This window comes from Rhodanobacter sp. LX-99 (assembly GCF_018599185.1).
Classification (GTDB): domain Bacteria; phylum Pseudomonadota; class Gammaproteobacteria; order Xanthomonadales; family Rhodanobacteraceae; genus Rhodanobacter.
On sequence record NZ_JAHFVL010000001.1, the window covers coordinates 897377 to 919373 of the forward strand.

Here is a 21997-nt window from a genome sequence, read left to right on the forward strand (position 1 = left end):
TCATCCCATGACTCCTTCGATCCGCCGCAAGCTCGAGGCACTGGCCGAGCGCCATGAGGAAATAGGCCTGCTGCTGTCGCAGCCCGAGGTGCTCGCCGACAACACGCGCTTCCGTGAACTGTCGCAGGAATACGCCCAGCTCGAACCGGTCGCCGCCTCGCTGCGCGAGCACGACCAGGCCGAACGCGAGCTGGCCGAGACCCGCGCGATGCTGGACGACCCCGAGCTGCGCGAGATGGCGGTCGACGACGTGCGCCGGCTGGAGCAGCGCCTGCTCGACCTCGACGACGAACTGCAGCTCCTGCTGCTGCCGAAGGACCCGCGCGACGAGGCCAACCTGTATCTCGAAGTGCGCGCCGGCACCGGCGGCGACGAGGCGGCGATCTTCGCCGGCGACCTGCTGCGCATGTACCTGCGCTACGCCGAAAGCCGCCGCTGGCACGTCGAGATCCTCAGCGAGCACGAAGGCGAACACGGCGGCTACAAGGAGGTCGTGGCGCGCATCGAGGGCAAGGGCGCGTACTCGCGGCTGAAGTTCGAATCCGGCACGCATCGCGTGCAGCGCGTGCCGGAAACCGAGTCGCAGGGGCGCATCCACACCTCGGCGGCGACCGTGGCGATCCTGCCCGAACTGGACGAGATCGACGACATCGAGATCAACCCGGCCGACCTCAAGGTCGACACCTTCCGCGCCTCCGGCGCCGGCGGCCAGCACGTCAACAAGACCGACTCGGCGATCCGCATCACCCACCTGCCCACCGGCACCGTGGTGGAGTGCCAGGAAGAGCGCAGCCAGCACAAGAACCGCGCCCGCGCGATGGGCCTGCTGAAGGCGCGCCTGCTCGACGAGGCGCAGAGCAAGCAGAGCGCGGCGCAGGCGCAGGAACGCCGCCTGCAGGTCGGCTCCGGCGACCGCAGCCAGCGCATCCGCACCTACAACTACCCGCAGGGCCGGATCACCGACCACCGCATCAACCTCACCCTGTACCGCCTGCCCGAGATCATGCAGGGCGACCTGGGCGAACTGATCGACACGCTGACCCGCGAACACCAGGCCGACCTGCTGCAGGCGCTGGGCAGCGCCTGACAACACCGTCACGGGGCGCCGGGTTACCCTGCACAGCAAATCTCCTTGTCGTCACGGCAGGCCGGGGCACCCTGCGCCCCTGCGCCCCCCCTTGTCGTCATTCCGGCGAAGGCCGGAATCGCATTTCGACTTTCGCACATCGCAAGAGCGATTCCGGCCTTCGCCGGAATGACGAAGTGGAGAGGTTTGAGGTGGATAGGTTTGCAAGCTGGAGAACCCCATGGGCAAGCGCTACCGCAACGCGATGAAGAAACTGCAGCTCGACCTGGTGCGGCTGCAGCACGGCCTGCGCAGCAGCGGCAAGCGGCTGCTGGTGATCTTCGAAGGCCGTGATGCCGCCGGCAAGGGCGGCACCATCAAGGCCATCACCGAGAGCCTGGACACCCGAGGCTACCGCATCGTGGCCCTGCCCAAACCCAGCGAGGCCGAAGCCGGCCAGTGGTACTTCCAGCGCTACGTCGCCCACCTGCCCGGCGCCGGCGAGTTCGTGCTGTTCGACCGCAGCTGGTACAACCGCGCGGTGGTGGAACCGGCGATGGGCTTCTGCAGCAGCGACCAGTACGAAGCCTTCCTCGACGCCGTACCGGCGTTCGAAAAGCTGCTCGCCGACGACGGCATCATCCTCATCAAGTACTGGCTCGCGGTGGACCAAGCCGAGCAGGAACAGCGCTTCGCCGAGCGCGCCGACGATCCGCTGAAATGCTGGAAGCTCTCGCCGGTGGACCTGGTCGCGCGCCAGAAGTACGCCGAGATGGGCCGGCTGCGCGACGCGATGATCGAGCGCACGCATGCCGACCATGCACCGTGGTTCGTGGTCGATTTCAACGACCAGAAGCGCGGCCGGATCAACCTGATCCGCCACCTGCTGCAGCAGCCGCCGCTGCACGAGGAAGCCATGCCTGCGGTGAAACTGCCGAAGCTCAAGGGCAAGCCGAAGAACGAGCACGTCACCGACCAGGCGTCGTGGGTGCCCGATACGTTCTAGCCGGTGTGGAAGCCGTGCAGATCCTGCTCCGGCAAGTCCTCGCGGCCGACCGACTCGACCCGTGCGGCGGGCGGTCCCCGCCGCAGCCAGCGTTCCAGCGCATCGAGCGCCTGCGCCGTGCCGCCGGCCAGCACCTCGACGCTGCCGTCGCGCCGGTTCTTCGCATGGCCGGCAAGGCCAAGAGCCAACGCCTGCTCGCGGGCGCTGGCGCGATAGCACACGCCCTGCACCCGACCGCTGACGATGAACCGCGCCGTCGGCATCACTTGCCTCCGATCAGGCCTTCCAGCGACGCCTCGGTCACCGGCCCCACGATGTGTTTGGCCACCTTGCCGTCGGGGCCGATCAGGTAGGTGGTGGGCAGGCCGCGCGGCTCGTCGAAATCCTTCGGCGGCTGGTCCAGGGTGACCTGGGCGATCGGGTACGCCACCGGATGCTTGGCCAGGAACGCCTTGATGTCGGCCGGTTCGCTGTCCTCGTAGGCCAGCCCGATCGCCACCACGTTCTTGTGCGCGGCGACGAAGCGCGAGATGTCCGGCATCTCCTTGATGCACGGCACGCACCAGGTCGCCCAGTAGTTGACGATCACCCATTTGCCGCGCTGCGCGGCCAGGTCGAACGTCTTGCCGTCCAGCGTGGTGACGTGCAGGGTCGGCTGCGCCGGCATCGCCGCCTGCACGGGCATGGCGAACGCGAACGCTGCGGCCAGGACGGCCGCCGGGCGGGACAGGAAGGAGAGCACGGTCATGCGGGGAGTTCCTCGGTGTCAGCCGCCGGGCCGGCGGCAGGGGGATAGATCTGGTCGAGCCGGGTGCCCAGCTTGGCCTGCAGCGCCGCGGCCAGTTCGGCCAGCAGCGCCAGCAGTTCCGGCGGCAGCGCGATGCCCAGTGCGGCCGCCTCTTCCTGCGGCCGCAGCGGCAGACGGTAGTCGGTGTGCCGGTACACGCGCAGCAGGTCGGTGCTGTCCAGGCTGCGGCACAGCAGCCAGCCGCCGGTTTCGCCGCGCCGGATCAGCTCGGCCTGCTGCAGGTCGTCGAAGTAGTCGGCGATCAGCGCGCTGCGCAGGTACGGCTCGCGCACGCGCAGGTCGGCCGGGTCCACGCAGTCGCCGCTGCGCTGGGCCTCGACGAAATGGCGCAGCACCACCAGCAGCCCGAGGAACTCGGCGCCTTCGGGCAGCGTCTGCATCGGTGCGTGGTATTCGAACGCGGATGCGGAGGCCGCGATCGACGCAGCCAGGATCACGATCACCCACGACAGGTAGATCCACAGCAGGAAGATCGGGATCGCCGCCAGCACGCCGTAGATCTGCTGGTAGGTCTGCGCCTGCTGCACGAACTGGCCGAAACCCCAGCGCGCGATCTCGAACAGCACCGCGCCGAGCAGCGCGCCGATCGCCGCGTCGCGGCGCGACACCTTGCAGTTCGGGATCACCGAATACATCAGCCACAGCGTGAAGAACGTCACCAGGAACGGCAGCGTGCCCAGCAGGCTCTGGGTGACCCCGCCGAGCTGGTCGGCGGCGCTGTGCAGCAGCGGCGCCGCGGTCACGTACGAGGTCACCGCGATGCCGCCGACCACCAGGATCGGCCCCAGCGTCAGCGCCGCCCAGTACAGCAGCAGGCGCGAACCCCAGCTGCGCGCCTGGTGCACGCGCCAGATCCGGTTCAGCCGGTCCTCGATGCTGATCATCATCGACAACGCGCTGAACAGCATCACCAGGATGCTGATGCCGGTGAGCTTGCTGGCATTCGCCGCAAACCCCAGCATGGTCGCCTGCACCGCCTCGCCGGTCGACGGCACGAAATTCTCGAACACGAAGTTGATCAGCGTGTCGCGCGCCGGCTGGAACACCGGGAACGCCGAGAACATCGCGAACACCGCCACCGTCAGCGGCACCAGCGAGACCAGGGTGGTGTACGACAACGCACCCGCCGTCTCGAAGCACTTGTCGTCGACGAAGCGCTGCCAGATGAAGCGGCTGAAGCTCTTCGTGCGTTCGCGGTTGAAGCGCCGGATCATCGCTGTCCTTTCGCTGGCGGCCTGGGCTGACCACCAACATCGTGGGTACCGGCCGGTACACTAGCGTATTGGCTGTGAATGCCTCAAACGCACGAGTCGACGCCACATGAATCACGAGATCCTGGTCCTGTACTACAGCCGCAGCGGCCACACCGCCCAGCTGGCGCGGCTGGTCGCCCGCGGCGTCGAGGAAGTGCCCGGCATGCGCGCGCGCCTGCGCCAGGTGCCGCCGGTGGCGCCGGTGACCGAAACCGCACAACCGCCGGAACCCGAGGACGGCGCGCCGTACGTGCAGAAGCAGGACCTGCTCGACTGCGTCGGGCTGGCCATGGGCAGCCCCACCCGCTTCGGCAACATGGCGGCGCCGCTGAAATATTTTCTCGACACCACCGGCGCCGAGTGGGCCAGCGGCACGCTGGTCGGCAAGCCGGCGGCGCTGTTCACCTCCACCAGCACCATGCACGGCGGCCAGGAAACCACGTTGCTGAGCATGGCGCTGCCGCTGCTGCATCACGGCATGCTGCTGCTCGGCGTGCCGTATACCGAGCCGGCGCTGACCGCCACGCAAAGCGGCGGCACCCCCTACGGCGCGAGCCACGTCGCCGGCGCCAAGGGCGACAACCCGATCAGCGACCACGAACGCGAACTGGCACGTGCGCTGGGCCGGCGCCTGGCCGACGTGGCCCGCCGCCTGGCGGATACGCCATGACCGCGGCCACGCGCGCACCCATCCTGCCCGTCTATCGCGTCGGCCTGGCCGCCTGGGCCTTGCTCGTCGTACTGCAACTCGCCTGGCATGCCTGGCTGTTCCCGCCGCAGAGCCTGCCGGCCTGGCTGGTGCTGGCGATCACCGTGATTCCCCTGTTGCTGCCGTTGCTGGCGATCCGCGACGTGCGCCGCGCCCTGCTCTGGGTCGGCATCCTCAGCCTGTTCTACTTCTGCCACGGCGTGTCCGAGGCCTGGAGTTCGGCGGGCGAGCGCTGGCTGGCGATCGCGGAAATCGTGCTGACCGTGCTGCTGATCGCGGCGCTGGGCGCCGGGGTGAAGCGGCGACCGCCGGCTACGCCGCCAACGCGCGATTGACCGCCGGCGTCACGCCTGACCATTGATAAGTGAACCTGACCCGTTCGGTGACCCCGTTCGGTGGAACTCAGCCGCCGGCAGTCCGCGTAGCGGGGCGACGGTCGGCTGGAGTGACCTATTAGGGAGCACTCTGGTACCGCTGCTCAATTACCTGCATTTGAGCCGCAACATCAGCTGCTCGCTCACGATTCATGCCTCTCTGTTTGTGCGCAAAATACAGGCACGCAATACCGACGGCGCCAGCGCATATGAGTACAACCCATGTAATGTTCAGACTTTGCTGTTGCTCCGGAAGCTTAAAGGCATTTGTGACAATCGGAAGCAAAGCCGAAAGCGCCATACCGACCAGCGCCGAGCCCAAAGTATGAAAAAGCCAAGGTTCGTTAGTTGCTTTTGATATTTTGTCCTTTAGTAGATTCCATTCATCACATGGAATTGGGTATGCCTTGGATGACCGGGGCGGAAGGACTTCATAACCTTGGGACATTTGAAATGAGCCGTCAGTCATGAGACTTCTCCTCGTGCTGCTTTTCCGGGGCAGGAGCTTCTTTTTGACGTTCCTGTACCCCGGCAAAGATTGCATTTACCAAAGCAACATAGCCGCAGTTGTTGCACATGACAGGAATGACAGGAATGACAGGCCCGCCCAAGACAAGATTGCCTTCATTAAACTCGGCCAGTTGGAAGGTGGAATCCTGTACGTTCCACGGCCCTTTCCCACACATCGGACACGACCTACTACCCCATTTCGATTGGAGGTGGGCTACTGCTTTGCTTGAGTCAAACTTCGCCATAGGTGTTCCCCTGCTCCCTAACGCTTGAGTTAAGCCGAGCCGCGAAGCGGCTTCGGTTTGAACGAATTGTTATACGTCACCGGTATGGGTGGCTGTCCGACTGAAACAGTATTTCATGGACGCTAAATTTCTCAGACAGAAGTCTGCGAAGTCGCTCTCGCGCATCCTCCAGAGCGGTCTTCTGAGAGACAAGCATCTCGTGAACTCTCCTCGCCGTATTTTCATCATCCCACTCAATCGATACGTCTTCGAATCCGGCTCGAAAGTCATCCAAAGCCGACTCAGGCCAATAAACCTTCTCTCCAGAGCCGAGCGCCATTTGCGACTCCCGGTAAGGTACTTCGAGATCGACCTCGTCCAGCTTTCCTGTTGGAAATTTGACAATGATCTTAGACTTTTCGCCTTGACGGTCCCACGAAATGCAGTTGGATAGGAACAATAGAAAATCGAACTTACCTCGGTACAGAGTGTGGCAAGTTGCCGCAAGCGCCGGATCTATGATGCGTAGCCCTGCCTCAAGCTCATAGCCCAGATCCACAAACATGTTTGTCGCATGAGCGACTTCATGCATGTGATTGTTTAGCGCGTTCATCAAAGGAAAGGAAAACGCATTGCTGTCCGAGCGGAAGCCCTCAAACGTCACGAGGATATCGGCGCCTGCCTCGTCAAGAGCACTAACGCAGAAGTAGAGCTTTGTAAGCGCGCGGCAGGCCTTGCGCCGCTTATCGAGCGCCAGCGAACCGATATGTGTAGCCGCCTTACCAGCGATGAAGCTAGCAATTTTTGCTGCCAGTGTGCCTGCCGTAATCATCAGTGATGTATAACGCCATGTAGATTTCAAAATGAAGTGTAACCCTGCAACCTATCCCGCACTCGTCACCGTACACGACAGGGCTCAGGTCTACACAGATCAATAAGTTGCTGCGCTTGGTGCAGCCTAATCCCGCCGCCTAATCCCGCAGTGTTTTCCAGTGCACGATCACGGCGCGGACACCGTAAACGAGACACTCCTACCCCTCACCCAAACACCACCATACTCTGCCTGCTCAACGCCACCGCCTCCCCGCGCGGCCCCCACAGCTTCACGCTCTGGTTGGTGTAGCCGTCGCGGGCGGCGATCAGTTCGGCGTCGACGCGCCAGTCGTCCAGGCCCAGGTCGTCGTGGCGGTCGCGCAGCAGTTCGAGCATCCAGGTGAGCGAGCTGCCGGGGGCGGGCGCGGCGAACATCGACAGGGCGATCGGCGGGATGAAGTCGGCGAAGGCGAGCACGTGGGTTTCGTCGACGGGACCGTCGTCGCGCAGCGAAAGCTGCAGCACGCTGTCGCGCTGGCGGCCGCCGCTGAACGGCAGGTCGCCGCGCAGCCAGTTGGCGCGGAAGTGCTGGGTGAAAGCGGGCATGCGGCCTTCGACGTAACGCAGTTCCTGCGGTGTCACCGCCACGACAGGCGGTTGTTCGGGCTGGAAGTCCAGCACCGAGGGGCGCGCGCTGCCGAATACGCCGAACAGCCGGCACAGCGTCTGCTCGCCGTCGCACAGGCTGGCCTCGACCTGGATGACGCTGCGCCCTGCGCGCAGCAGTCGCGCGCGGATGACCACGCTGCCGGCCGGCACCGGCGCGATGAAAGTCACCTGCAGGGTGCGCAGCGGCATGTCCGCCGGCACCAGCTCGCGCATGGCGCGCAGGGCCAGTGCCGCCTGCAGGCCGCCGAAGGCGCTGCGCCCCTGCAGCCAGTCCTCGCTCACCGTGGCCTGCCAGTGCTCGCCGTGGCGCGTCACGCTTCGCATCGCTTCGGAAAAGTGCATGGTGGGTCTTGCGCTGAGGAAAAGGACTCCGATGATGCCAGCGCAGCGGGGCGTATGCATGCGTACCTGCGCGAGCTTCAGAAAACCTTCCCACCAACGTCATTCCAGCGAAAGCTGGAACCCAGCGACTCCAGGCTCTCGAAGAAGTGCCACGGCACTGGGTTCCAGCTTTCGCTGGAATGACGGGTTCGGGATGGGATCATTCAACGTGCCTATACTCGACACCTCGACTCTGGACGGAGCGCGCCATGGCCTTCCTGCAGGATTCACCGCAACTGCCGCACCCGTACCGCAGCGACCGTGCGCTGCTGGCCTTGCTCGACCGGGCGCTGCCGGCCGAGCGCCGCGCGGCGCTGGATGCCGACCTCGACGCGCTGGGCGACTACGCGTTGATGGCATGGCTGCGCGCATGCACCACGACGCGGCGCAAGCCGGTGCTCACGCAGTGGGATGCGTGGGGTCGGCGGGTGGATCGCATCGAGCTGACGCCGGCGTGGCAGGAAGGCGCGGCGCTGACGACGCGGCATGCGGTACTCGCCGCCGGCCACGGCGACAGCGCGCACGGGCGGCTGGAGGAATTTGCCCGTGTCTACCTGTACCACCTCGCCAGCGAGTTCTACACCTGCCCGCTGGCGATGACCGACGGCGCCGCCACCGCGCTCAAGGCCTCCGGCAACCGCGAACTGATCGAGCGCGTGCTGCCGCATTTCCTCAGCCGCGATCCGGCCACGTTCTGGCTCAGTGGCCAATGGATGACCGAGACCGCCGGTGGCTCCGACGTGGGAGATACCGAAACCCTCGCGCGGCAGGACGCCGCCGGCCAGTGGCGGCTGTACGGCCGCAAGTGGTTCAGCTCGGCGGTGGTCGGCGAGGCGGCGCTGGCGCTGGCGCGGCCCGAAGGCGCGGCTGCCGCGGGCACCGCGGCGCTGGCGCTGTTCTACGTGGAGACGATGGACGGCGCGCGGCGCAAGAGCGAACTGGTGATCGACCGCCTGAAGGACAAGCTCGGCACGCAGGAATTGCCCACCGCGGAAATCCATCTGGACGGCCTGCCCGCCTGGCCGCTGGGCGAGCTTGCCAACGGCGTGCGCCAGGTGGCGCCGATGCTCAACGTCACGCGCACGTGGAACGCGGTCTGCGCGGTCGCCAGCATGGCCCGCGCGATCGCCCTGGCGCGCGACTTCGCCGGGCGCCGGCGCGCGTTTGGCCGTCCATTGATCGAGCAGCCGCTGCACGCGCAGACGCTGGCCGACATGCAGGCCGAGTTCGAGGGCGCGTTCGCGCTGGCGTTCGAAGTCGCGCACCTGCTGGGCCGGGTCGAACACGGCGCGGCGGCGCCGCACGAGGCCGAGTTGCTGCGCCTGCTCACGCCGCTGGCCAAGCTGTGGACCGGCAAGCTGGCGGTGCAGATGTGCTCGGAAGCGCTGGAGTGCTTCGGCGGCGCCGGCTACATCGAGGACACCGGCCTGCCGCAGCTGCTGCGCGACGCGCAGGTGTACGCGATCTGGGAAGGCACCACCAACGTGCTGTCGCTGGACAGCCTGCGCGCGCTGGCCGGCGACAGCCTCGGCGCCTTGCGCACGGCCTGCGCGAGCTGGCTGGACGGCAACGACGACATGCACGCGGCCAGCGCGATCCGGCAGACGCTGGACGCCGCGGCGCGCTGGCTCGACCAGCATGCGGCCGCGCGCGACACGCTGGAAGCCGGCGCGCGCGGCCTCGCCTTCACCCTGGCGCGCTGCGCCGCGGCGGCGCTGCTGGCACGCCAGGCCACCTGGTCGGATCGCCACGGCGACCGGCGCCCGGCCGCGGCGCGGCACCGCTTCGTCGCGCTGGGCCTCGACCGGCTGGTCGCACCGGACGCCGACAACACCGCCCTGCTGCTGGGCTGACGCGCTCCGCCACCGATCCGCACCCGCACGGGCTAAAATGCCGGGACTCTCCCACGGCCCACCGACATGCAGCACCTGACCATCGTCACCACCGGCGGCACCATCGACAAGATCTACTTCGACGACAAGTCGGACTACAAGATCGGTGCGCCGCAGATCGGCGAGATCCTCGGCCAGCTCGGCGTGGCGTTCCAGTTCGACGTGATCCCGATCCTGCGCAAGGACAGCCTGCACATGGGCGCCGAGGACCGCGCGCTGGTGCGCTCGACGATCGAGGCGCAGCCGCATCGCCACGTGCTGGTCACCCACGGCACCGACACCATGGTCGAGACCGCGCGCGAACTGGCCAGCATCAAGGGCAAGGTGATCGTGTTGACCGGCGCGCTGAACCCGGCGCGCTTCCAGGGCTCCGACGCGGTGTTCAACATCGGCTGCGCGGTGGCCGCGGTGCAGACCCTGCCCGACGGCGTCTACATCGCCATGAACGGCCGCGTGTGGGACCCGGCCAAGGTGCGCAAGAACCGCGACGCCAACCGCTTCGAGGAAGCCGCCGGCTGACTTTCGCGCATGAAAAACGGGCCCGGTCGATCCGACCGGGCCCGCGTTGCCGATTACTGCTCCTTGAGTGAAACGGCGGACCGTCCCTGGCCCGTCAGGGGGCCTACCAGGTGGCTTTCAGCGACACGCCGGAGAAGGCCGTGTAGCCGCGCACCTTGATGTAGTACGTACCCGAGGCCGCGCTGAACGAGCAGGTCTCGTTGTTGCCGGTCCGGTACGGGCGGCAGTCGTAGCTGCTGGTGGTCGGCGCCGAACCCTTCTTGACGTACAGGTCTGCATCGCCGGTGCCGCTGGAGATCGCGATCGCCAGGTTGCTGCCCGACGGCACGGTGACCGTGTAGCTGAGCTCCTGGCCCGAGGAACCGGCCAGGCCGGTTACCGGCACGCCGTTCTGCAGGCCACCGGTACCGCCGCCGGTGCTGTAGGACGCCTTGACGGTGACGCCGGAGTACGCCGAGTAGCCGTGCACCTTGATGTAGTACTTGCCGGCCTGCGGCGCGGCCACGGTGCAGCTTTCCGCATTGCCGGCCTTGTACGGGCGGCAGTCGTAGCTGCTGGTGGTCGGCGCACTGCCGAACTTGGTGTACAGGTCGGCATCGCCGGTGCCGCCGGAGATCGACATCACCAGGTTGCTGGCGCCGGCCGGCACGGTGATGAAGTAGTCGTTGTCGCCGCCCGCGGCCGCGGCCACGCCGGTGACGCCCACGTTGTTCTGCAGCTCGGTGGTGGTACCGCCACCGCCGCCGCCCGCGCAGCTCACGCCCACGCCAGTGAAGGCGGCGATCACGTCGTTCGCGTTGTAGCCCAGGTCGGTTGCCGCCGATTCCACGCCGCAGGCGCCGGAGTTGAAGGTGGACGTGGCCGTCCAGTACGACTTGTTGGCGAGCGCGAAAGCCTGGAACGCCTTCTTCACGTCCCAGCCGCTGGTCTTGGCCAGCAGGCAGAACGCCTTGTTGTACACGCCGCTGGTGTAATGCACGTCCATGCTGGAGGTGTAGTTCGCGGCGTTGTCGATCGAGCCGCCGTCCTGCGGCGGGTTGCACATGTAGCGCAGCGCGTCGCCGATGCCGGCGCTGGTCTTGACGATGTCCGCACCGACCAGGAAGTCGGCGGCGCCGCGGTCGTAGAACTCGGCCGCTTCGCCGGCGATGTCCGAATACGCCTCGTTCATGCCGCCGGACTGGCCGCTGTATTCCAGGGCCGAGTTCTGCTCGGTGTAGCCGTGGCTGATCTCGTGGCTGGTCACGTCCAGCGACACCAGCGGGTAGAACGTGCTGGCGCCGTCGCCGAAGTACATCGCGCTGCCGTTCCAGAACGCGTTCTCGTAGTTCGACTTGTAGTGCACGTTCATCACCAGCTGGATGCTCAGCGGTGCCGCGCCGGTGTAGGCGGTGTACATGTCATGCACCACGCCGCCGAAATGATGCGCGTCGTTGACCGGCGAATAGGCGCCGTTGATCGCGTCGGTGTCGCTGTTCGGGCAGGTGAAGCTGACCACCGAGCCGCTGGTGCCCTGGTGCAGGTTGTTGGTCTTGACGTTGGCGTTCTGCAGCGTGCAGGTGCTGCCGGACTGGGTCACGTCGAGTGCGGCGTAGTCGGTGCCGTAGAGGTACTTGCCGGTCTTGGTGTTGCCGCCGGGGCCGGTGGCGGAGGCGTCGGTCAGGCCGTTCCAGCTCTTGATCACCTCGCCGGTGTTGGCGTCGACGATCGCGGTCGGGCGCGACGGATTCGCGCCGCCGACGAAGTAGGACACGCGGTAGACCAGGCGTGCCGTGCCGTTGTCCTGCGGATACACGAACAGGTCGGTCTTCTGGTTGCTGACGGCGGCGCCACCGATCAGGGTGGTGTGCGCGTGCGACTGCAGCGCCGCGATGGCGCGGGCTGCATTCAGCTTCGGCGCGACCGAGGCCAGGCCGAGCTGGGCGTCCTGCATCAGCTCGCCAGTGGCACGCAGCGCATTGCCATTGGCGTCCTGCACCACGGCAATGCTGCGGCCGTAAACCGGCACGCCGCGGAACATCTGCTGCTGACGCACGACCTTGTGCCCGCCGGAGATGGCCACCGCACTGCGCGGCACCAGCGACATGTTCTGGCCAAGGTTCAGTTGGGCAGCCAGCGAACTGGCCGGCACCGCACCGAGGTTCTGTGCATGCAAGGTCTTCGTGTTGGCGGCAGTGGCCACGGACGCCGTGGCCATGCCGATCGCGGCGACCAGCAATTTCAGACGGTAATGATTGGGCATTGAAAACTCCTAGACACTATTTTTCGGGACGAACGGGCCCGATGCGGCCACGTAGACCCCATGCAAGAATTGCCGTGCGAGGCACGGCCCCTTTTTTTTCGTGTGCTGTCTAGCGATCCCAAAGTACGTCCGGCTCGGCTGCCTCCCCCTGGCATTCCGTTGCATGGGCAGCGCGTGGACGCGTAGTTGCAAGACGGCGATCACGCCGCCAAAGGATCATCCGTCAACCTCCCCGATGACGAATCCGGTTACGTTATTCCTTGCGAAGCATCGCAACAATCTGACTTTTTCCTACGCAAGGTGACAGCAGTCACAGGGCGCGGGATCTGCGGCGTCACGGGCGTGAACGACGCGCGAAGAAAAAGTGACGGCGCGTGCGACACGCCGCCGCGTGCCACGAAGTCGGCAGTCATGCGGGAATGGATGGAATGCGCGCGACCGGGAAGTCCCCGGCAACTTTCGCGGGCACGGCTGCTCGGAGTCAGAGCATGCCGGTTTCGAGCTTCGCCGCGTCGGACATCATCGAATGGGTCCACGGCGGGTCGAACACCAGGTCCACATCCGCCTCGACCACCGTGGGAATCATCTCCAGCTTGGTGCGTGCGTCGTCGACCAGGATGTCGCCCATGCCGCAACCGGGCGCGGTCAGGGTGAGCTTCACGTAGACCTTGCGCTCGCCGGATTCGGTCTGCTCCAGGCTGAGGTCGTAGACCAGCCCCAGCTCAACCACGTTCACCGGGATCTCCGGATCGAACACGGTGCGCAACTGGTCCCACGCCAGTTTTTCCACGTCCTCGTTGGTGGCGTTCGCCGGCACCTCGATCGGCGCCGGCCGTTCCTTGCCCAGTGCGTCGGCGTCGTCGCCGGCGATGCGGAACAGGTTGCCTTCCACGTAGACGGTGAAGCTGCCGCCCAGCGCCTGGGTGATGTAGCCGATCTGGCCGGCCGGCAGGGTCACCACGTCGCCTTGCGGCACCATCACGGCGCTGCAATCGCGCATCAAAGTGAAGGGTTCGCTGCTCAGACTGAAACCGCTCATGCCAACGCCAATCCTGTATCTGCGGGCACGGCCATGCGTCGAACCCTGGTTGTCTATTATGCCGTCCGCCGCGCGCGGCCGCTTGTCCCAGATCAGGCCGGAACCACGGAAACTCAAGGGAACACGCGCCGGCAACACGTTATGATGGCCGCTTTATCCGACGGAAAAACGCATGCGCCCTGCCCTCCTGACATGTCGTCGCCGATGAGCGTGCGCACCGTATCGCTGTCGGTGTTCGTGCTGTTCAGCGCCGCCATGCTGGGACTGGCCGCCGGCGCCGTCTGGATGGTGATGGCGCTGTACCTGCGGCACCCGCTGCCGTGGCTGGCGTTGCCGATCGGCGCGCTGCTGGCCTGGACCATCCGCGCCGGCGTGCGCCCGGCCGGCACCAGCGCGGCGCTGCTGGCCGCGGGCGCCACCTTGCTGGCTGCGTTCTACGTCAACGTGCTGATCGCCGGCGTATTGATCGCCGGCAACATGGGCATGGGCCTGATCGAGGCAATGCGCACCGCCGGCCTCGGCATGCTGTGGCAACTGGCACGGATGGCGCTGTCGCCGGCGGATTTCGGCTATGCCGCGCTGGGCATGCTGCTGGCCGCGTGGCTGGCCTGGCGCCAGCCGCGCCGGCGTTGAAGCGGCCCATCGCCGATCAGGCGTCGATCTCCTTCAGCGACGCCACCAGCTCGCCCACCGCCGCCTGGCCATCGCCGTACAGCATGCGCGTGTTGTCGGCGTAGAACAGCGCGTTCTCGATGCCGGCAAAGCCGGTGCCCTTGCCGCGCTTGATCACGATCACGTGCTTCGCCGCGCTGACGTCGAGAATCGGCATGCCATAGATCGGCGAGGCCGGATCGGTCTTCGCCAGCGGGTTGACCACGTCGTTCGCGCCGATCACCAGCGCCACGTCGGTGGCCGGAAACTCCGGATTGATGTCGTCCATGTCGGCGATCAGGTCGTACGGCACGCCGGCCTCGGCCAGCAGCACGTTCATGTGCCCGGGCATGCGGCCGGCCACCGGGTGGATCGCGAACTTCACCTTCACCCCGCGCTTGATCAGCAGCTGAGCGAACTCCCACACCTTGTGCTGCGCCTGCGCCACCGCCAGGCCGTAGCCGGGCACGATCACCACGCGCTCGGCGTACGCCATCATCACCGCCGCGTCGCTGGCGTCGACCGGTTTCTGCGCGCCCTCGATCGCCTGCGCCTCGCCGCCGGCCGCACCGAAGCTGCCGAACAGCACGTTGCCGATCGAACGGTTCATCGCCTTGGCCATCAACTGGGTCAGCAGCGTACCGGCCGCGCCGACCACGGTGCCGGCGATGATCATCGCCTCGTTGCCCAGCACGAACCCCTCGAACGCCACCGCCAGGCCGGTGAACGCGTTGTACAGCGAGATCACCACCGGCATGTCGGCGCCGCCGATCGGCAAGGTCATCATCAGGCCGAACAGCAGCGCCAGCGCGAAGAACAGCGCGATCAACGGCACGCTGGCGTGGCTTGTCGCCAGCAGCACGCCCACGACCACCGCCGCCGCCAGCAGCAACAGGTTGGCCACGCGCTGGCCGGGGAACACGAAGCGCTTGTCCAGCCAGCCCTGCAGCTTCGCGAACGCGATCAGCGAGCCGGAGAAGCTCACCGCGCCGATCAGCGCACCGAGCACGCCCAGCGCCAGCTCGGTCGGCGACAGCGTGGGCGGCAGGCCGTTCACCGCCCAGGCTTCCGGCCGCAGCGGCGAGGTATCCGGCACCGCTTGCAGCAGGCCCAGTCCGCGTGCGTAGCCGATCAGCTCGACCGCGCCGATCGCCGCTGCCGCACCGCCGCCCATGCCGTTGTACAGCGCCACCATCTGCGGCATCGCGGTCATCGCCACGCGGCGGCCGCTCCACCAGGCGGCGGCCACGCCGACCAGCACCGCGGCGACGATCAGCCCGCGGTTGTGCATGTCCGGCAGGAAGAACGTGGCCAGCACCGCCAGCAGCATGCCGAAGCCGGCCCAGACGATGCCGCCGCGCGCGGTGCGCGGCGAACTCATGCGCTTGAGGCCCAGGATGAACAGCAGCGCGGCAAGGAAATAACAGGCCTTGATCAACGTCGGCAACCAGGCCATCACCTGGCTCCCTTGCCGGCGTCCGGCTTGCTGGACTTGAACATCTCCAGCATCCGCTCGGTCACCACGTAGCCGCCGGCGGCGTTGCCCGCGCCCAGCAGCACGCCGACGAAGCCGATCGTCATCTCGAATGGCGTCTGCGCATGGCCTAGCGCGATCATCGCCCCGACCAGCACAATGCCGTGCACGAAGTTGGAGCCGGACATCAGCGGCGTGTGCAGGATCACCGGCACCCGCGCGATGATTTCATAGCCGGTAAACGCGGCCAGCATGAAGATATACAGCGCCAGGAAACCGTCGATCATGACCCCATCCCCCGTGAGAGCCGCCCGCCAGGACGTCGAGTTCGCATCATACGGGTGCGGGTCAACCCGTGCGAGCCTGCCGCGTTGAATATCGGGAACCCACCGACGGAGCCCGAGGATGCTGCACCCGACGCCGCGGCCGACGAGTCCATGAACAGCGTGGTCGGCACGCTCGACACGGACCTGCTCGGCGACGCCCGCGAAACGCCCGCCACGCTGGATGCGTTCCTGGCGCAGGTCGAGCGGCGCGCGTTCCGCATGGCCGAGCTGCAGCTGCGCCACCGCGAGGACGCCATGGACGCGGTGCAGGACGCCATGCTGCGGCTGGTCAGGCATTACCGCGACAAGCCCGCCGCGGAATGGGCGCCGCTGTTCTGGGGCATCCTGCGCCGGCGCGTCGTCGACCTGCAGCGCCGCCGCAAGGTGCGCTCGATCGTGGTGGGCTGGCTCGGCGGCGGCCGCGACGACGACGGCGACGAGATGCCCTCGTGGGAGCCGGCCGACCCCGGCCAGGATCCGCTGGGCCGCCTGCACGACGTGCAGTCGTACGCGGACATGGCCGCCGCGGTCAGGCAGCTGCCGCAGCGCCAGCGCGAGGCCTTCATGCTGCGCATGCTGGAAGGACTGGACGTGGCGGAAACCGCCCGCGCCATGGGCTGCTCCGAAGGCAGCGTGAAAACCCATCTGTCGCGCGCGATGCACCATCTGCGCGACCAACTGGAGGACTGGCGATGACTTCGCCCGACGAACATTTCGAACAGCGCGCCCGCGAACTCTGGCGCGAGGCTGCCCAGCGCATCGACCCGGCCACCGCCGGACGCCTGCGCGCGGCCCGGCGGCAGGCGCTGGAGACAGCCAAGGCGCCCGCGCACCGCGCCGTCCGCTGGCTGATCCCCACCGGCGCCTTCGCCGCGATCGCGCTGGCCGCGATGATGGTGTGGCAGCCGCTGCCGCAGCACCACGCGGCCAGCGCGATGCACGCCGCCAGCGGCGCCGACGACCTGGACAACGAGTTGCCGCCGGATGCCGACAAGACCGATCCGAACCTCTACCAGAACCTCGACTTCTACGGCTGGCTGGCTTCCACCGACAGCCACACGGCAGCCCGCTGAGCCATGACCCGAATCCTTCGCCCGATCCTGCTCCTGCTGCTTGCCGCCCTGCTCGGCAGCGTCGCCGTGGCGCCGCTGCACGCGCAGGCCGCACCGCCGCCACCGCATGGCGACATGCCGCCACCGCCGCCGCGCCCGTGGAGCAGCCTCGACCCGGCCCAGCGCGACGTACTGGCGCCGCTGCAGAAAACGTGGGACGGCATGTCGCCGCGCAAGCAGGCGCGCATGCTGCAGCGGGCCGAGCACTGGGTCACGCTGTCGCCGGAAAGGCGCGAGGAAGTCCGCCAGCACATTGCCCGATGGCAGCAGATGACGCCGGACGAGCGTCGGCAGGCGCGCGAGAACCGGCGGAAATTCAACGAGCTTTCGCCGCAGCAGCGCGAACAGCTGCACGCCACCTTCGAGCGTTTCCAGCAACTGCCGCCGGCACAGCGCGAGCGGCTGATCCGCGAATGGCACGCGCTGCCGCCCGCCGAACGCCTGCACTGGGACGAGCGGCGCGGCCACGACCGTCCGCCACCGCCGCCTCCGCCTGGCGGCCCGGACCACCCCTGATTTGCGGGGCGGGCACTGCTCAATCAATTCAGCCGGTGAAGCGTGTCTCGCCGGCGTGGCTGAGGCAGCTCTTCGCCACCAGTTCGTCGTCGAAATCCGGCTTCAATTCGCCATCGCGCACCAGCAGCTCGACGAAGTTGAACACGTTGCGCGCGTACATCTCCGACGCATGCAGCGGCGCGCCGGCCGGCAGGTTCAGCGGGCCCAGGATCACCACGCCGCCGTGCTCGACCCGCTCGCCCGGCCGGGTCAGCTCGCAGTTGCCGCCGCTTTCGGCGGCCAGGTCGACGACCAGCGCGCCCGGCTTCATGCCTGCGACCATCGCCGCGCTGAGGATCTTCGGCGCCGGCCGCCCCGGTACCGCGGCGGTGCTGACCACCACGTCGAACGACTTCAGGTGATCGGCCAGCGCCTGCTGCTGCGCGGCACGCTCCTCCGCCGACAGCTCGCGCGCGTAGCCGCCGCTGCCGGCGGCACTGACGCCGAGGTCGAGGAACTTCGCGCCCAGCGATTCGACCTGCTCGCGCGTCTCCGGGCGCACGTCGTAGCCCTCGGTCTGCGCGCCAAGCCGGCGCGCGGTGGCGATCGCCTGCAGGCCGGCCACGCCGGCGCCGATCACCAGCACCTTCGACGGCCGGATCGTGCCGGCGGCGGTGGTCAGCATCGGGAAGAACTTCGGCGAGGCTTCGGCGGCGATCAGCATGGCGCGGTAACCGGCCACCGCCGCCTGCGAGCTCAGCACGTCCATCGCCTGCGCACGGGTGGTGCGCGGCAGCAGCTCCAGCGAGAAGGCGGTGAGCTTGCGTGCGGTGAGTGCGGCGATGCGTTCGGCCGCGCCGTACGGGCGCAACTGGCCGACCACCACGCTGCCTTCGCGCAGGCCGGCGAACACCGCGTCGGCCGGCGGCAGCACGCAGGCCAATACGTCCGCTTGCGCCAGTACCCCGGCGGCATCGGCAAACTCGGCCTCGGCATAGCTGCCGTCGGGAAAACCGGCGGCGCGGCCCGCATCACGTTCCAGCAGCACGCGCAGGCCCTTGCCGCGCAGCTTCTTCGCCATCTCGGGCGTGATCGCCACGCGCCGCTCCCCGGCGGCAGTCTCGCGCAAGGCGGCAACGGTGATCGGCATGGTCAATCCCCTTCGAATGGTCTGGCCATCTTAGCGGGACTCGGGAGCTTTGATCCGGGCCGGCGCAAAAGAGTAAGCTGGTCCGCCGGCATAGGCAGTCCGCGCCGCGCCGGGGTCATCGCCGGAGTTCCCGATGCCCGTCATTTCCGATGCTTTCGACGACCTGCTGACCCTGGCGCGCAGTGCGCGCGAACAGGCTTACGCGCCGTACTCCAACTTCCAGGTCGGTGCCGCGCTGCTGACCCGCGACGGCCGCCGCTTCAGCGGCTGCAACGTGGAAAACGCCTCCTACGGACTGTGCAACTGCGCCGAACGCACCGCCCTGTTCAGCGCGGTCGCCGCCGGCTGCCGGCCCGGCGACTTCGCCGCACTGGCGGTGGTCGCCGATACCGACAACCCGGTCAGCCCCTGCGGCGCCTGCCGCCAGGTGATGTCCGAATTGTGCGACGACGCCATGCCGGTGCTGCTGGCGAACCTGCACGGCGACATCCGGCAGACCAGCGTGGCCGCCCTGCTGCCCGGCTCGTTCAAGCTGCCGCTGTCGGCGTGACGGTTCGCGCGTCACTGGCCCGCCCGCTAGCATGGGCATTCCCCCATCGAAAGAACCGCTCCATGCCCGCTGCCCTGTCCCTGCTCCAGCAACGCCATTCCGTCCCCTCGCGCCAGCTCGGCGAGCCGGCGCCGGACGAGGCGATCTTGCACGAACTGCTGGAAGCGGCGATCCGCGTGCCCGACCACGGCAAGCTGGTGCCGTTCCGGCTGATCCGCCTGCAGGGCGAGGCGAAGCTGGCGTTCGGCGAGCGGCTGGCGGCGATCGCGATCCGCAACCACCCGGAGATGTCCGACGCCAAGCTCGAGAAGGAGCGCCTGCGCTATACCTTCGCGCCGTTGGTGATCGCCGTGGTCGCCCGCCTGCATGCCGACAGCAAGGTGCCGGAGATCGAACAGAAATTGTGTGCCGGCAACGTGGCCTACAACATCCTGCTCGGCGCCTACGCACTGGGCTACGGCGGGCAATGGCTGACCGGCTGGGCCGCCTACGACCGCGAGGTGGCGGGCATCCTCGGCCTGGCGGAACACGAGCACGTGGTCAGTTTCGTCCACCTCGGCACGCCGCAGATCGACGTGCCCGACCGCGACCGCCCGGCGCTGACCGACCTGCTGAGCACCTGGGCGCCGTGAACACGCCAGCGAACGGACGTCCAGCCGTCCATCTGATCGACGGCAGCATGTATGTCTTCCGCGCCTGGCACTCGATGCCGGACGAGTTCTTCGACGCCGACGGCCACCCGGTCAACGCGGTGCACGGCTACACCCGTTTCCTGTGCGAACTGCTCGAACGCGTGCAGCCCGAACACATCGCGGTGGCGTTCGACGCCTCGCTGACCAGCTCGTTCCGCAACGCGATCTACCCGCCGTACAAGGCCAACCGCGAGCTGCCGCCGCCCGACCTGGAGCGGCAGTTCGTGCAGTGCCGCGCGATCACCGAAGCGCTCGGCGTGCACCTGATGATCGACCACAGCTTCGAGGCCGACGACCTGATCGGCAGCACCGTGTGGAACCTGCGCGCGCAAGGCTGGCGCAGCGTGATCGTCTCCGCCGACAAGGACTTCGGCCAGCTGCTGGGCGAACACGACGAGCAGTGGGACTACGCCCGCGGCCTGCGCTGGGGGCCCGCCGGCGTGCACGAAAAACTCGGCGTGCACCCGCACCAGGTCGCCGACTACCTGGCCCTGTGCGGCGACAGCGTGGACAACATCCCCGGCGTACCCGGCGTCGGCGCGAAGACGGCCGCCGCCCTGCTCAGCCATTTCGGCAGCCTCGACACCCTGCTCGACCGCATCGACGAAGTCGCCTTCCTACGCCTGCGCGGCGCCGTGGCCTGCGCCGCCAGACTGCGCGAACACGCCGAACAGGCGCGACTCTACCGCCGCCTCACCCGCATCGCCCTCGACGCCCCCGGCGCCAGCACCGTCGACGCCTTGCTGCGCCGTCCCCGCCAGCCCGACCAGCTCGAAACCCTGTGCGAACAACTCCGCTTCGGCGCCTTCACCCGCAGCCGCTTGCGCGCATTGCTGCGCTGACCAAGCTTGCCCACCCTCCCGTTCCGCCCTGAGCCTGTCGAAGGGCGTCTGCGAGATACCTGAGCCTGCCACGCCCTTCCGTCCATCCTTCGACAAGCTCAGGACGAACGGAGGGGAATGGGACGAACGGAAGGGAAGGGTGAGGACGCGGCTTTGCTCCCTCCCCCTGCATCGTAGGGGGAGGGCTGGGGTGGGGTGCTCTTGATCTCCCCCGCCAGCCCGGGGCAACCCCCTCCTAGCCTCCCCCTGCATGCAGGGGGAGGAATCATGCGGGCTATGCCTTGTCATCGGGATTTGCCGTGAGCATTGCGCGCACAGCCGACTCCAATGGCGGAAGATGTTTCTGTACCACCATCAACACGGTTTGCGCATCGATGTCACCCAGATAGTTATGCACCAGGATGTTGCGAAAACCGCTGATCTGCTTCCAGGGAATCGTCGGGTATTGGGCCTTGATGACCGCTGGCAACTGCTGGGTGGCTTCCGACAGGGTTTGCAGATTGCGCAGACTGGCGTCGTACAACACTTCGTCACGTGTCAGGTCGCCACGTTGCTGGATACGGTTGATTTTCCCGATGGTATCCAGAACATGTTGGGCATAGGCCTGCCATGCCTTGGTCACAGATCAACCGCCTCTCGCAGCACGCGTGCCCGGATATGGCGGCTCAACTCGTGCTCGGGAATGACGTCCAGTTGGCGTCCGGTAATTTCGACCAGCCGCTCGGCCAGCGCCATACGTTGCGCGAAGAGATCGTAACCGCGCGGAAAATCGACCAGGAAGTCGATGTCACTGTCAGGCCGTTCCTCGCCTCTCGCCACTGAACCGAACACACGAATTCGCCGCGCACCATATTGGCGGCATGCGGAATTGATTGCGTCTTTCTGTGCGTGCAGCGCATCGAGCAACATGACTGACGTTCCTGTGAACGGGCTTGGCCCATGCAACAGTTTGATCCTACTGCATGCCTTCCGCAGCTCGCCAGCCCGGAGCTACCCCACCATAACCCCCACCATAACCCCCGTTCGCCCTGAGCCTATCGAAGGGCGTTCGCGGGAGGCCAGCCTGCGGGCCCTCCGTCCATCCTTCGACAAGCTCAGGACGAACGGAGGGGAATGGGACGAACGGAAGGGAAGGGTGAGGGGGCGGCTTTACCTCTCCATGGCCTTGCAGGGAGGTGCAAAAAACGGCGGCCCGGAGGC

At 67.2% G+C, this 21997-nt stretch carries 27 protein-coding genes; 13 read left to right on the top strand and 14 right to left on the bottom strand.

The genetic code is table 11. The annotated features are described in order from the left end of the window. Positions 1-7 precede the first annotated feature (7 nt). Both prfA and ppk2 read left to right on the top strand, forming a co-directional pair. A complete protein-coding gene (gene prfA / locus KK131_RS04375; protein ID WP_214555473.1) occupies positions 8-1087 on the top strand; it encodes a peptide chain release factor 1 in 1080 nt (359 codons plus the stop codon). Positions 1088-1307: 220 nt separating this feature from the next. Beyond that, positions 1308-2072 carry a polyphosphate kinase 2 gene (gene ppk2, locus KK131_RS04380; protein WP_214555474.1) on the top strand — a complete coding sequence of 255 codons (765 nt, stop codon included), beginning with the start codon at positions 1308-1310 and terminating at the stop codon, positions 2070-2072. Here the strand turns inward: ppk2 and KK131_RS04385 are convergent. Genes KK131_RS04385 through KK131_RS04395 form a run of 3 tightly spaced genes read right to left on the bottom strand, consistent with a single transcriptional unit; the run spans position 2069 to position 4094 of the window. After that, the gene (locus tag KK131_RS04385) at positions 2069-2335 is read right to left on the bottom strand and encodes an acylphosphatase (protein WP_214555475.1); all 267 of its coding nucleotides are present in this window, start codon (positions 2333-2335) and stop codon (positions 2069-2071) included. The two genes, ppk2 and KK131_RS04385, sit on opposite strands and share 4 nt — an antisense overlap. After that, positions 2335-2820 (bottom strand): TlpA disulfide reductase family protein, encoded by a 486-nt coding sequence (locus KK131_RS04390; protein WP_214555476.1) that lies wholly within the window; start codon positions 2818-2820, stop codon positions 2335-2337. Before KK131_RS04390 ends, KK131_RS04385 begins: the two co-directional genes overlap by 1 nt. Beyond that, a complete protein-coding gene (locus tag KK131_RS04395; protein WP_214555477.1) occupies positions 2817-4094 on the bottom strand; it encodes a YihY family inner membrane protein in 1278 nt (425 codons plus the stop codon). The genes KK131_RS04390 and KK131_RS04395 overlap by 4 nt, the downstream gene beginning before the upstream one ends. Positions 4095-4200: 106 nt before the next feature. Here KK131_RS04395 and wrbA point away from each other — a divergent pair, with 106 nt between their 5' ends. Together wrbA and KK131_RS04405 are read left to right on the top strand one after the other, a co-directional pair. After that, positions 4201-4803 (top strand): NAD(P)H:quinone oxidoreductase, encoded by a 603-nt coding sequence (gene wrbA, locus KK131_RS04400; protein WP_214555478.1) that lies wholly within the window; start codon positions 4201-4203, stop codon positions 4801-4803. Continuing rightward, positions 4800-5177, top strand: a complete 378-nt coding sequence (locus tag KK131_RS04405; RefSeq protein WP_214555479.1) for a DUF2069 domain-containing protein — start codon at positions 4800-4802, stop codon at positions 5175-5177. Before wrbA ends, KK131_RS04405 begins: the two co-directional genes overlap by 4 nt. A gap of 118 nt (positions 5178-5295) precedes the next feature. Here KK131_RS04405 and KK131_RS04410 read toward each other — a convergent pair whose 3' ends face one another. The 4 genes from KK131_RS04410 to KK131_RS04425 all read right to left on the bottom strand — a co-directional run bounded on the left by KK131_RS04410 (position 5296) and on the right by KK131_RS04425 (position 7756). Continuing rightward, the gene (locus tag KK131_RS04410; RefSeq protein ID WP_214555480.1) at positions 5296-5685 is read right to left on the bottom strand and encodes a hypothetical protein; all 390 of its coding nucleotides are present in this window, start codon (positions 5683-5685) and stop codon (positions 5296-5298) included. Then, entirely contained in the window at positions 5678-5971 is a 294-nt protein-coding gene (locus KK131_RS04415; RefSeq protein WP_214555481.1) for a hypothetical protein, read from the bottom strand. The genes KK131_RS04410 and KK131_RS04415 overlap by 8 nt, the downstream gene beginning before the upstream one ends. A 76-nt stretch (positions 5972-6047) precedes the next feature. After that, entirely contained in the window at positions 6048-6782 is a 735-nt protein-coding gene (locus KK131_RS04420) for a hypothetical protein (protein ID WP_214555482.1), read from the bottom strand. 206 nt (positions 6783-6988) lie between these two features. Then, positions 6989-7756, bottom strand: a complete 768-nt coding sequence (locus KK131_RS04425; RefSeq protein ID WP_250889385.1) for a thioesterase family protein — start codon at positions 7754-7756, stop codon at positions 6989-6991. Positions 7757-8022: 266 nt separating this feature from the next. On the opposite strand from KK131_RS04425, the gene KK131_RS04430 reads away from it, so the two are divergent. Further along, positions 8023-9666 carry an acyl-CoA dehydrogenase family protein gene (locus KK131_RS04430; protein WP_214555484.1) on the top strand — a complete coding sequence of 548 codons (1644 nt, stop codon included), beginning with the start codon at positions 8023-8025 and terminating at the stop codon, positions 9664-9666. Positions 9667-9732: 66 nt separating this feature from the next. Then, the gene (locus tag KK131_RS04435) at positions 9733-10224 is read left to right on the top strand and encodes an asparaginase domain-containing protein (RefSeq protein ID WP_214555485.1); all 492 of its coding nucleotides are present in this window, start codon (positions 9733-9735) and stop codon (positions 10222-10224) included. A 103-nt stretch (positions 10225-10327) separates the two neighbouring features. Here the strand turns inward: KK131_RS04435 and KK131_RS04440 are convergent, their stop codons facing one another. Both KK131_RS04440 and sufT read right to left on the bottom strand, forming a co-directional pair. Next, positions 10328-12466 carry a pre-peptidase C-terminal domain-containing protein gene (locus KK131_RS04440; RefSeq protein WP_214555486.1) on the bottom strand — a complete coding sequence of 713 codons (2139 nt, stop codon included), beginning with the start codon at positions 12464-12466 and terminating at the stop codon, positions 10328-10330. 481 nt (positions 12467-12947) lie between these two features. Next, entirely contained in the window at positions 12948-13505 is a 558-nt protein-coding gene (gene sufT, locus KK131_RS04445; protein WP_214555487.1) for a putative Fe-S cluster assembly protein SufT, read from the bottom strand. A gap of 204 nt (positions 13506-13709) precedes the next feature. On the opposite strand from sufT, the gene KK131_RS04450 reads away from it, so the two are divergent. Beyond that, on the top strand, positions 13710-14138 hold the full coding sequence (locus KK131_RS04450) for a hypothetical protein (RefSeq protein ID WP_214555488.1): 429 nt from the start codon (positions 13710-13712) through the stop codon (positions 14136-14138). 16 nt (positions 14139-14154) lie between these two features. Here the strand turns inward: KK131_RS04450 and KK131_RS04455 are convergent, their stop codons facing one another. Both KK131_RS04455 and KK131_RS04460 read right to left on the bottom strand, forming a co-directional pair. Next, positions 14155-15612, bottom strand: a complete 1458-nt coding sequence (locus KK131_RS04455) for an NAD(P)(+) transhydrogenase (Re/Si-specific) subunit beta (RefSeq protein WP_214555489.1) — start codon at positions 15610-15612, stop codon at positions 14155-14157. After that, positions 15612-15917 carry an NAD(P) transhydrogenase subunit alpha gene (locus tag KK131_RS04460; RefSeq protein WP_214555490.1) on the bottom strand — a complete coding sequence of 102 codons (306 nt, stop codon included), beginning with the start codon at positions 15915-15917 and terminating at the stop codon, positions 15612-15614. Before KK131_RS04460 ends, KK131_RS04455 begins: the two co-directional genes overlap by 1 nt. Before the next feature lie 150 nt (positions 15918-16067). Here KK131_RS04460 and KK131_RS04465 point away from each other — a divergent pair, with 150 nt between their 5' ends. The 3 genes from KK131_RS04465 to KK131_RS04475 are packed head-to-tail and all read left to right on the top strand — an operon-like array spanning position 16068 to position 17584. Beyond that, positions 16068-16652 (top strand): RNA polymerase sigma factor, encoded by a 585-nt coding sequence (locus KK131_RS04465; protein ID WP_214555491.1) that lies wholly within the window; start codon positions 16068-16070, stop codon positions 16650-16652. Further along, positions 16649-17029, top strand: coding sequence for a DUF3619 family protein (locus KK131_RS04470; protein WP_214555492.1), 381 nt, complete (start codon positions 16649-16651; stop codon positions 17027-17029). The genes KK131_RS04465 and KK131_RS04470 overlap by 4 nt, the downstream gene beginning before the upstream one ends. Positions 17030-17032: 3 nt before the next feature. Then, positions 17033-17584 (top strand): DUF3106 domain-containing protein, encoded by a 552-nt coding sequence (locus KK131_RS04475; protein ID WP_214555493.1) that lies wholly within the window; start codon positions 17033-17035, stop codon positions 17582-17584. 28 nt (positions 17585-17612) lie between these two features. Here KK131_RS04475 and KK131_RS04480 read toward each other — a convergent pair whose 3' ends face one another. Further along, on the bottom strand, positions 17613-18713 hold the full coding sequence (locus KK131_RS04480; protein ID WP_214555494.1) for an NAD(P) transhydrogenase subunit alpha: 1101 nt from the start codon (positions 18711-18713) through the stop codon (positions 17613-17615). Positions 18714-18846: 133 nt separating this feature from the next. Here KK131_RS04480 and cdd point away from each other — a divergent pair, with 133 nt between their 5' ends. The 3 genes from cdd (at position 18847) to KK131_RS04495 (ending at position 20797) form a co-directional block, all read left to right on the top strand. Further along, a complete protein-coding gene (gene cdd / locus KK131_RS04485) occupies positions 18847-19263 on the top strand; it encodes a cytidine deaminase (protein WP_214555495.1) in 417 nt (138 codons plus the stop codon). Positions 19264-19325: 62 nt separating this feature from the next. After that, positions 19326-19895: a nitroreductase gene (locus tag KK131_RS04490; RefSeq protein WP_214555496.1), complete on the top strand. Its 570-nt coding sequence runs from the start codon at positions 19326-19328 to the stop codon at positions 19893-19895. Beyond that, on the top strand, positions 19892-20797 hold the full coding sequence (locus KK131_RS04495) for a 5'-3' exonuclease H3TH domain-containing protein (protein WP_214555497.1): 906 nt from the start codon (positions 19892-19894) through the stop codon (positions 20795-20797). Before KK131_RS04490 ends, KK131_RS04495 begins: the two co-directional genes overlap by 4 nt. A gap of 274 nt (positions 20798-21071) precedes the next feature. On the opposite strand, the gene KK131_RS04500 is transcribed toward KK131_RS04495, so the two are convergent. Together KK131_RS04500 and KK131_RS04505 are read right to left on the bottom strand one after the other, a co-directional pair. After that, entirely contained in the window at positions 21072-21419 is a 348-nt protein-coding gene (locus KK131_RS04500; RefSeq protein WP_214555498.1) for a HepT-like ribonuclease domain-containing protein, read from the bottom strand. Next, on the bottom strand, positions 21416-21706 hold the full coding sequence (locus KK131_RS04505; protein WP_214555499.1) for a nucleotidyltransferase family protein: 291 nt from the start codon (positions 21704-21706) through the stop codon (positions 21416-21418). The genes KK131_RS04500 and KK131_RS04505 overlap by 4 nt, the downstream gene beginning before the upstream one ends. Positions 21707-21997: the final 291 nt, after the last annotated feature.

Bases quoted from the DNA above. Each gene is read 5' to 3' on its own strand.
- prfA (WP_214555473.1), top strand. From the start codon at position 8: ATGACTCCTTCGATCCGCCGCAAGCTCGAGGCACTGGCCGAGCGCCAT.
- ppk2 (WP_214555474.1), top strand. From the start codon at position 1,308: ATGGGCAAGCGCTACCGCAACGCGATGAAGAAACTGCAGCTCGACCTG.
- KK131_RS04385 (WP_214555475.1), bottom strand. From the start codon at position 2,335: ATGCCGACGGCGCGGTTCATCGTCAGCGGTCGGGTGCAGGGCGTGTGC.
- KK131_RS04390 (WP_214555476.1), bottom strand. From the start codon at position 2,820: ATGACCGTGCTCTCCTTCCTGTCCCGCCCGGCGGCCGTCCTGGCCGCA.
- KK131_RS04395 (WP_214555477.1), bottom strand. From the start codon at position 4,094: ATGATCCGGCGCTTCAACCGCGAACGCACGAAGAGCTTCAGCCGCTTC.
- wrbA (WP_214555478.1), top strand. From the start codon at position 4,201: ATGAATCACGAGATCCTGGTCCTGTACTACAGCCGCAGCGGCCACACC.
- KK131_RS04405 (WP_214555479.1), top strand. From the start codon at position 4,800: ATGACCGCGGCCACGCGCGCACCCATCCTGCCCGTCTATCGCGTCGGC.
- KK131_RS04410 (WP_214555480.1), bottom strand. From the start codon at position 5,685: ATGACTGACGGCTCATTTCAAATGTCCCAAGGTTATGAAGTCCTTCCG.
- KK131_RS04415 (WP_214555481.1), bottom strand. From the start codon at position 5,971: ATGGCGAAGTTTGACTCAAGCAAAGCAGTAGCCCACCTCCAATCGAAA.
- KK131_RS04420 (WP_214555482.1), bottom strand. From the start codon at position 6,782: ATGATTACGGCAGGCACACTGGCAGCAAAAATTGCTAGCTTCATCGCT.
- KK131_RS04425 (WP_250889385.1), bottom strand. From the start codon at position 7,756: ATGCGAAGCGTGACGCGCCACGGCGAGCACTGGCAGGCCACGGTGAGC.
- KK131_RS04430 (WP_214555484.1), top strand. From the start codon at position 8,023: ATGGCCTTCCTGCAGGATTCACCGCAACTGCCGCACCCGTACCGCAGC.
- KK131_RS04435 (WP_214555485.1), top strand. From the start codon at position 9,733: ATGCAGCACCTGACCATCGTCACCACCGGCGGCACCATCGACAAGATC.
- KK131_RS04440 (WP_214555486.1), bottom strand. From the start codon at position 12,466: ATGCCCAATCATTACCGTCTGAAATTGCTGGTCGCCGCGATCGGCATG.
- sufT (WP_214555487.1), bottom strand. From the start codon at position 13,505: ATGAGCGGTTTCAGTCTGAGCAGCGAACCCTTCACTTTGATGCGCGAT.
- KK131_RS04450 (WP_214555488.1), top strand. From the start codon at position 13,710: ATGAGCGTGCGCACCGTATCGCTGTCGGTGTTCGTGCTGTTCAGCGCC.
- KK131_RS04455 (WP_214555489.1), bottom strand. From the start codon at position 15,612: ATGGCCTGGTTGCCGACGTTGATCAAGGCCTGTTATTTCCTTGCCGCG.
- KK131_RS04460 (WP_214555490.1), bottom strand. From the start codon at position 15,917: ATGATCGACGGTTTCCTGGCGCTGTATATCTTCATGCTGGCCGCGTTT.
- KK131_RS04465 (WP_214555491.1), top strand. From the start codon at position 16,068: ATGAACAGCGTGGTCGGCACGCTCGACACGGACCTGCTCGGCGACGCC.
- KK131_RS04470 (WP_214555492.1), top strand. From the start codon at position 16,649: ATGACTTCGCCCGACGAACATTTCGAACAGCGCGCCCGCGAACTCTGG.
- KK131_RS04475 (WP_214555493.1), top strand. From the start codon at position 17,033: ATGACCCGAATCCTTCGCCCGATCCTGCTCCTGCTGCTTGCCGCCCTG.
- KK131_RS04480 (WP_214555494.1), bottom strand. From the start codon at position 18,713: ATGCCGATCACCGTTGCCGCCTTGCGCGAGACTGCCGCCGGGGAGCGG.
- cdd (WP_214555495.1), top strand. From the start codon at position 18,847: ATGCCCGTCATTTCCGATGCTTTCGACGACCTGCTGACCCTGGCGCGC.
- KK131_RS04490 (WP_214555496.1), top strand. From the start codon at position 19,326: ATGCCCGCTGCCCTGTCCCTGCTCCAGCAACGCCATTCCGTCCCCTCG.
- KK131_RS04505 (WP_214555499.1), bottom strand. From the start codon at position 21,706: ATGTTGCTCGATGCGCTGCACGCACAGAAAGACGCAATCAATTCCGCA.